Source organism: Planktotalea sp. (genome assembly GCF_049680325.1).
Classification (GTDB): domain Bacteria; phylum Pseudomonadota; class Alphaproteobacteria; order Rhodobacterales; family Rhodobacteraceae; genus Planktotalea.
In genome coordinates this window covers 22,021-28,319 of record NZ_JBAUHO010000139.1, presented here as the reverse complement: position 1 = coordinate 28,319, position 6,299 = coordinate 22,021, and the positions used below count along the sequence as shown (strand labels likewise).

8 protein-coding genes and 1 pseudogene are annotated in these 6,299 nt (G+C 57.2%); 6 read left to right on the top strand and 3 right to left on the bottom strand.

Annotation, left to right across the window (positions count from 1 at the left end; all coding sequences use genetic code 11):
• From WBC85_RS06225 to WBC85_RS06210, 4 genes and pseudogenes are all read left to right on the top strand, one after another.
• Positions 1–339: pseudogene (locus WBC85_RS06225) on the top strand (DEAD/DEAH box helicase); the annotation flags it as partial.
• A gap of 41 nt (positions 340–380) precedes the next feature.
• Positions 381–1,046 (top strand): CDP-diacylglycerol--glycerol-3-phosphate 3-phosphatidyltransferase, encoded by a 666-nt coding sequence (pgsA, locus tag WBC85_RS06220; RefSeq protein WP_424434056.1) that lies wholly within the window; start codon positions 381–383, stop codon positions 1,044–1,046.
• Positions 1,043–1,291 carry a molybdopterin converting factor subunit 1 gene (gene moaD, locus WBC85_RS06215; RefSeq protein WP_424434058.1) on the top strand — a complete coding sequence of 83 codons (249 nt, stop codon included), beginning with the start codon at positions 1,043–1,045 and terminating at the stop codon, positions 1,289–1,291. The genes pgsA and moaD overlap by 4 nt, the downstream gene beginning before the upstream one ends.
• A 2-nt stretch (positions 1,292–1,293) precedes the next feature.
• Complete coding sequence (locus WBC85_RS06210; RefSeq protein ID WP_424434054.1) at positions 1,294–1,737, top strand: molybdenum cofactor biosynthesis protein MoaE; 444 nt, start codon at positions 1,294–1,296, stop codon at positions 1,735–1,737.
• Between the two features lie 46 nt (positions 1,738–1,783).
• On the opposite strand, the gene WBC85_RS06205 is transcribed toward WBC85_RS06210, so the two are convergent.
• The 3 genes from WBC85_RS06205 to ubiA are packed head-to-tail and all read right to left on the bottom strand — an operon-like array spanning position 1,784 to position 5,034.
• Positions 1,784–2,113, bottom strand: a complete 330-nt coding sequence (locus WBC85_RS06205) for a hypothetical protein (protein ID WP_424434052.1) — start codon at positions 2,111–2,113, stop codon at positions 1,784–1,786.
• Positions 2,106–4,010: an OmpA family protein gene (locus tag WBC85_RS06200; protein ID WP_424434050.1), complete on the bottom strand. Its 1,905-nt coding sequence runs from the start codon at positions 4,008–4,010 to the stop codon at positions 2,106–2,108. Before WBC85_RS06200 ends, WBC85_RS06205 begins: the two co-directional genes overlap by 8 nt.
• Before the next feature lie 58 nt (positions 4,011–4,068).
• Entirely contained in the window at positions 4,069–5,034 is a 966-nt protein-coding gene (gene ubiA / locus WBC85_RS06195; RefSeq protein WP_424434048.1) for a 4-hydroxybenzoate octaprenyltransferase, read from the bottom strand.
• 12 nt (positions 5,035–5,046) lie between these two features.
• On the opposite strand from ubiA, the gene WBC85_RS06190 reads away from it, so the two are divergent.
• Both WBC85_RS06190 and WBC85_RS06185 read left to right on the top strand, forming a co-directional pair.
• A complete protein-coding gene (locus tag WBC85_RS06190) occupies positions 5,047–5,772 on the top strand; it encodes a 16S rRNA (uracil(1498)-N(3))-methyltransferase (protein WP_424434046.1) in 726 nt (241 codons plus the stop codon).
• Complete coding sequence (locus WBC85_RS06185) at positions 5,769–6,296, top strand: hypothetical protein (protein WP_424434044.1); 528 nt, start codon at positions 5,769–5,771, stop codon at positions 6,294–6,296. Before WBC85_RS06190 ends, WBC85_RS06185 begins: the two co-directional genes overlap by 4 nt.
• The last annotated feature ends 3 nt before the right edge of the window (positions 6,297–6,299 follow it).

The window sequence follows — 6,299 nt, the reverse complement described above, 5'->3', positions numbered from 1 at the left end:
CCCAAGGGCAAAGCACCGTACAAGGCGGACAAGCCTGGCAAGAATGACCCACGTCCGCCCAAGCATGCAGCGAAGTCCGGCACGCCCAAGCCCAAGCCAGCACGCGCGCCTAGCCCTGTGGACACGGGTGCTGTTGCGCCCAAAGCAACGGCCGCGCCCAAGCCCAAGAGCCGTAAAGGCGCGCTTGACCCGTCCAAGCCGATGGGTGCGCGCAAAGCACGTGGCAAAGCGGCCGCTGGCAAGCCCAAGGGCGGTGACAGCAAGCCCTACAATGTGAAAACACGGGCAGCCAAAGGGCCAGACGCGCGCCCGATGCGCAAACCAACGCGCAAGCCTTAAGCGGGCTTGCGAGTGCTTGGGCGACAGCCTAGGTATTAGACATGAATATGACGATCCCAAATATGCTTACTGTGCTTCGGCTGCTTGCAGCGCCGGGGGTGGCGGTGATGTTTCTCTACTTCACGCGGCCTTATGCGGATTGGTTCGCGCTTTGCCTATTTGTATTGGCGGCGTTGACAGATTGGATTGACGGCTATCTGGCGCGCGCTTGGAAGCAGGAAACCAAGCTGGGCGCGATGTTGGATCCGATTGCCGATAAGGCGATGGTCGTGATCGCGCTAATGGTCATCATCGGGTTTTCATCATGGTCCGCATGGCTGGTCTTGCCTGCAACAATGATCCTGTTTCGCGAGGTGTTTGTATCAGGCCTGCGTGAATTCCTTGGTGATACTGCCGGCACGCTCAAAGTGACTAAGCTGGCCAAGTGGAAGACGACTGCGCAGATGGTGGCGATTGCGGTGCTCTTTAGCCAAGGGGTGTTCGAGCATTATTTGGGCATGTCCGCCTGGGGCATGGATCAGGCCATGTTCGATGCGGTCCTGAGCGGCGAGGAAGAGGATGTTCTGGGTCTTGGCTGGAAATACAATGGCATGGTTTGGGCTGGCCGCGTCGGTCACTGGCTGCTCTGGCTTGCGGCCGCTTTGACGATGATTTCGGGCTGGGATTATTTCCGCAAAGCCCTGCCGCATTTGAAAGATGACCGCTGATGGATGTGCTGTATTTCGCATGGGTGCGCGAACGCATCGGGCTTCCTAAAGAGCGGATCGACACGCAGGCGGTTACTGTTATGGAACTGGTCGACGAGCTGCGCGCGCGCGAAGAGCGTTATGCGCTGGCGTTCAGTGATCTGTCAGCGTTGCGCGTTGCTGTGGATCAGGACTTGAGCGACTTTGATGCCCCGATTCAGGGCGCACGTGAGGTTGCGTTCTTTCCGCCTATGACAGGCGGTTAGGAATGCGCATTGTTTTGCAGGATGCTGCTTTTGATGCAGGGGCAGAGCTGAACAGTTTTACGGCTGCGCAATCCAGCATGGGTGCTGTGGTCAGCTTTACAGGTATTGTCCGCGATTTGCCGGATGGCGGCCTTCAGCAGATGGAGATCGAGCATTATCCCGGCATGACGGAGCGCGCGCTTGAAAAGATTGCGCGCGATGCGATGGCTCGTTGGGATTTAGGCGATGTCCTGGTCATCCACCGTTATGGGCCGCTGCGTCCAGAAGAGACGATCATGATGGTCGCGACAGCCTCCAAGCATCGCAAGGATGCGTTTGAAGCCGCGGATTTTCTGATGGATTTTCTGAAATCACGTGCGCCGTTCTGGAAGAAAGAGCAAAGCGCGACGTCAGATGACTGGGTCGCTTCCAAGCAGGCAGATGAAGACGCGCTCAAGCGTTGGTAATAAACCTATGAGCGCAGGCAAAAAAGACCCAAGCAGGTTCGCGCGTTTACTGGCTTTGGTGAACCCGCTCTACGTAAGCGCGTAGTTCTTCGGCCTCGTGACGTGCGTCGCGCAGCCCTTCCATGGCGGCGTTTAGTTCCGCTTCGGTTTGGGATAGTTGATTTGTCAGCTCTGCTTCGCGCTGCTGAAGATATGTGATCGCTTGATCGCGGGTTTCTTCGGCCTCGTGCAGTTCTTGCGCCATGCGTTCAAGTTCGCCGACGTCAGAGCGCGACACGCGCGTAAAGCGGTGGATCAGCCAATTGGCAAACCAGCCCATGCAAAAGGCGACAAATAGAATAATCGCTGTAGCGATGACGAATTCGCTTCTATTCATTGCTTGCCCCTTCTTCGCTTTGCTGAGCATCTGCGTCTTGCGCGCTTTCGCTTGCAGCTTCAAGCGTTGTTTGTTGTTCTGCCGCTGCCTGCGGGAAAATCACTTTGAATTCAATTCTACGGTTCGCTTCGCGGCCGTCTTCGGTACCATTATCGGCAATCGGCATTTCTTCGCCATAGCCTTTGGCGGTGTAGCGCGAAATCAGCACACGGCGCTCGCGCAGAGCATCGAGAACTGCCTGCGCACGGGTCTGGCTTAGTTCCAGATTCATTGTCTCGCGGCCCTGGCTGTCGGTATGGCCTGCAATTTCAATGCGCATATCTTCAGGGCATTTGCTTAGAATTTCTGCCAGATCATCCATGATGTCTTTCGCAGAAGCATCCAGTTTGCCCGAACCCGGTTCAAAGGCGATTTTGCGTCCGTCCTGGATTTCGACGAGCTGGACCTGACATTCTTCTGGTGTTGGCAGTCCAAGAACAGGGTCGAGTTTCTTTTTATAGGTCACGTCGATGGTAAAGTTTTCAGCTTCGCCCAGCTTTTCTGCGAGCAGGCGGGCGATCACGGATTTTGCGTCCGGCTGGCCTGTGTCGCCAAAAACGCGCACCTGATCTGGTGTCACGGTGACGGAGCCGTTGTTCAGCTTGGACAGGGTTTCGATGGCGGCGAGGGTGCGGACAGACCAATCGCGCGGCAAGGTTTCGTCGACACGCGCAGCTGTATAAACGGAGGATGATCCGAAACGCGCCTTAGCATAGCTGTCGGCTGTGCCACGCGCCATTTCCGATCCAACGCGCCCACGCAATTGAACCTGACCTTCGGGGCTAAGTGTGGCAACAAACTCGGGTGGGCCCTGGTTTGCATCTTGCGCAACAAGGAGCACGGAATGAAGCGCAAAAACCTCGGGTAGACCTGTTTCCAGCTCACCAACGAGGCGATCGAACAAGGCCTGATCTGTGCCCTCATTTGCGACCAAAGTGATATCTGCGTCCGAAATGGTGACAGAGCCGCCGCCAAGTTCGCTGAGTTTATCAATCGCAAGCGCGGCCGCTGTAGACCACTTGCGCGAAGGCACACCAAGGCCGATCTGGCACTCATGCGCAGCGGTCATACCCGCGCGGCGGGCCGCTGCGATGATTGCATTATGTGCTGCTTCTGTATCAGCGCTGCAGGCGTCAAAACGCGCGCCTTCGCCGTTGATTAGAAAGCGTAGCGTAAAGGGGCTGATGACGGGGCGCGGGGCTGAAATATTCAGCGCCAGGTTGACGTTCTGGCTGGCGCGCGCACGCAGGTTACTTTCAAAGCGCAGCTTTTCTGCTTCGCTGTCGGCCATAGCCGTGACCGCGACATTGCCTGCATCAATCGAAATTTTAGAGCGGGGCAGAAGTCGCAGGGCATGAAGGCCAAGTTCCATCGCAGGTGCCCAGCCTTCCGGAGCAGGATACTTAGCGCTTTCCAAGAGATCGCTGACGGTGCCGGACCCGACGATCTTGCCGACATCAGTGCGCATATCTTCAGTTCCGCTGGTTTCGGGTATCAAACCGATGAGCGAAATGCCGCTATCATTGCGCAAAATTTCGATAGAGAAGCGCGGCGCGGCGAAGGCGTCGCGATCTGCGACTTCTGTCTGGTCTATCACGCGGGCTGCGTCGACGACGCTGCCTGCGATGCTGACCGCTTTGAAACGTTCCGCTTCAGAAGGTGCGGTGCCGATCAGGAAAAGCTGCAATCCATTTGAATCGGCATCCGCCCAGGTCAGTTCTGCCGCATCCAGAGCACGCCTTACGCCTGTTTTCGAGTTGTCTTCAATCAACGTCACCGAAAAGCCGGCCGCGACCAAGCACAGGCCAGCGGCGATTATGAAAGTGACAGCGACAGTTAAATATGAAGACAGGCGCATTGGCATCCAAAAATATTTAAGTTGCTTGGGTGATACGCGCAGTCGGGGCGGGTTTCAATCACAGCAATAAGGCTATGGCGAAAAACAGCACAACCAAGAGCCCGGCATCGCGATTTGATCGGAAAAGCCTGATTAATCCGGTTTGATTGTCGGGGTCAAATTTGCGCAATTGCCAGTTTAAATGCCATCCAAAGGTCCAGGCACCACATAACGCCACAAGCTGCGCGAGGATTGCACGCTCTGATGCGCCTTGGAGTGCCGCAAAGCCCAAAAGCGTGACCGAACCCACCAAGAAATACAACAGCCAGCGCGGCGTTTGGGAGCCAAACAGGCGCGCCGTGCTTTTGATTCCGATTAGCGCGTCATCTTCGGTGTCCTGATGTGCATAGATGGTGTCGTAAAACAGCGTCCAAACGATCCCAGCAGCATAGAGCGTGACCGCGGGCCAGCCCAAGCTGCCGCTGTGGGCGGTCCAGGCCAAAAGCGCGCCCCAGTTGAACGCCAGGCCAAGGAAAACCTGAGGCCACCATGTGAAACGCTTGGCGAAGGGATAAACCGCGACGGGAAGCAATGAAAGAACGCCCAGAAAGATAGCGTTCCAATTGAACGTCAACAACACTGCGAGCGAAACAAGTGCTTGCAAAATCATCCAGACGGCGGCCTGTTTGACCGAAACGTCCCCTGCGGGCAGGGGGCGGTTGCGGGTGCGCTCGACAGCGCCATCAAAATCGCGGTCGGTTATATCATTCCACGTACAGCCCGCACCGCGCATTAAGGTCGCGCCAATCGCGCAGCCGGCAAAAATCCATAGATCGAACCAGCTCGCACGATTTGTGGCCAGCATCGCCAGCAGCAACCCCCACCAACAAGGCAGCAGCAAGAGCCACGTGCCAATCGGGCGATCAAAACGGCTTAGGCGAAAGTAGGGTTTTAGCCCTTGCGGCGCATGTCGATCGACCCAATTGCCGCGAACTGCATCAGCAATCAACGGTTGGCCCTCTGGTTCTTGCGATGCGTCTTGCATATGTACGGACCTATGACAGTTAAAACCCGCCTTTTTGTAGACCAGCCCCTAGCCGAGGGAAACCGCGTTTCGCTCACCCGTGAACAAGCGCATTATCTCTTTGGTGTGATGCGCATGGCCGTTGGCGGCGCTGTCGCATTATTCAACGGGCGCGACGGGGAATGGCACGGGGATATTGTCGAGGCAGGCAAGCGCGGCGGCGTTTTGGAATGCGCGGCACAAATGCGTCCTTTGCACATGCCGCCGGACCTATGGCTGTGTTTTGCGCCGATCAAGAAAACGCGCACGGATTTCATCGTTGAAAAAGCAACCGAGATGGGCGCCGCCAAACTGTGCCCCGTGCAAACGGATTTCACCAATTCGGAGCGGATCAAACAGGAACGCCTGCAAGCACATGCGCTTGAAGCCGCAGAGCAATGCGGCGCGACCTATGTGCCGGAGGTCACGGCCCTGCAAAAGCTGGGTACTTTGCTGGACCGCTGGCCGACAGAGCGCCAGTTGATGTTCTGCGATGAGGCAGAACTGGGTGCGGCAACCTCGCTGGCTCGGGCTACACGCGGGCCTTGGGCCATCCTTATCGGCCCTGAAGGCGGGTTTTCCCCAGCAGAACGCGCACGCCTGCATGCGCTTGAGCAGTCACATGTGGTCAGCCTTGGCCCGCGCATCCTGCGAGCGGATACAGCGGCGGTCGCAGCGCTGACGCTGTGGCAAAGCGCATTGGGGGATTGGACCACATGAGTTTCGTGCGAGCAGAAGCGCGCGCCGCATTGTGGCGCTGGCGCGAAGTTATTTTCGGTAGTTTTCTAGGGTTCACTGCTTTGCTTTGGGGGCTTGGTAGTTTCGGCTTTTTACGCGTCCTGGCCGCAGTGATCTTTGGGATTGCTGTTCTCATTGTCCTGGCCGGCCTTCAACGCAGCAGGTTCAGAGCGGGGGGCGGTGGACAGGGCGTGGTGCAGGTGATCGAGGGACAAATCACCTATTACGGTCCGTTGAGCGGCGGCGCGGTTGCAATTGCAGAGCTGACGGTGCTCAGCATTGACGGGCGCTCCAAACCTGCACATTGGCTACTGGTCAGCGAACAAGGCACAACGCTTGAAATTCCCGTCACGGCCGAGGGCGCAGACGCGCTTTTTGATGCGTTCAACGGGTTGGCGGGGCTACGTACGGAACATTTGTTGCGCATAAAGCAATCAGGCGCGGCGCGTTTGCAGGTGGTCTGGCGGCGCAGCGATGCACAGGCAAGGATTAATGGCCTGAACTAGCTC

Coding starts and splice junctions, on each gene's coding strand:
- pgsA (WP_424434056.1), top strand. CDS start 381: ATGAATATGACGATCCCAAATATGCTTACTGTGCTTCGGCTGCTTGCA.
- WBC85_RS06210 (WP_424434054.1), top strand. CDS start 1,294: ATGCGCATTGTTTTGCAGGATGCTGCTTTTGATGCAGGGGCAGAGCTG.
- WBC85_RS06205 (WP_424434052.1), bottom strand. CDS start 2,113: ATGAATAGAAGCGAATTCGTCATCGCTACAGCGATTATTCTATTTGTC.
- WBC85_RS06200 (WP_424434050.1), bottom strand. CDS start 4,010: ATGCGCCTGTCTTCATATTTAACTGTCGCTGTCACTTTCATAATCGCC.
- ubiA (WP_424434048.1), bottom strand. CDS start 5,034: ATGCAAGACGCATCGCAAGAACCAGAGGGCCAACCGTTGATTGCTGAT.
- WBC85_RS06190 (WP_424434046.1), top strand. CDS start 5,047: ATGACAGTTAAAACCCGCCTTTTTGTAGACCAGCCCCTAGCCGAGGGA.
- WBC85_RS06185 (WP_424434044.1), top strand. CDS start 5,769: ATGAGTTTCGTGCGAGCAGAAGCGCGCGCCGCATTGTGGCGCTGGCGC.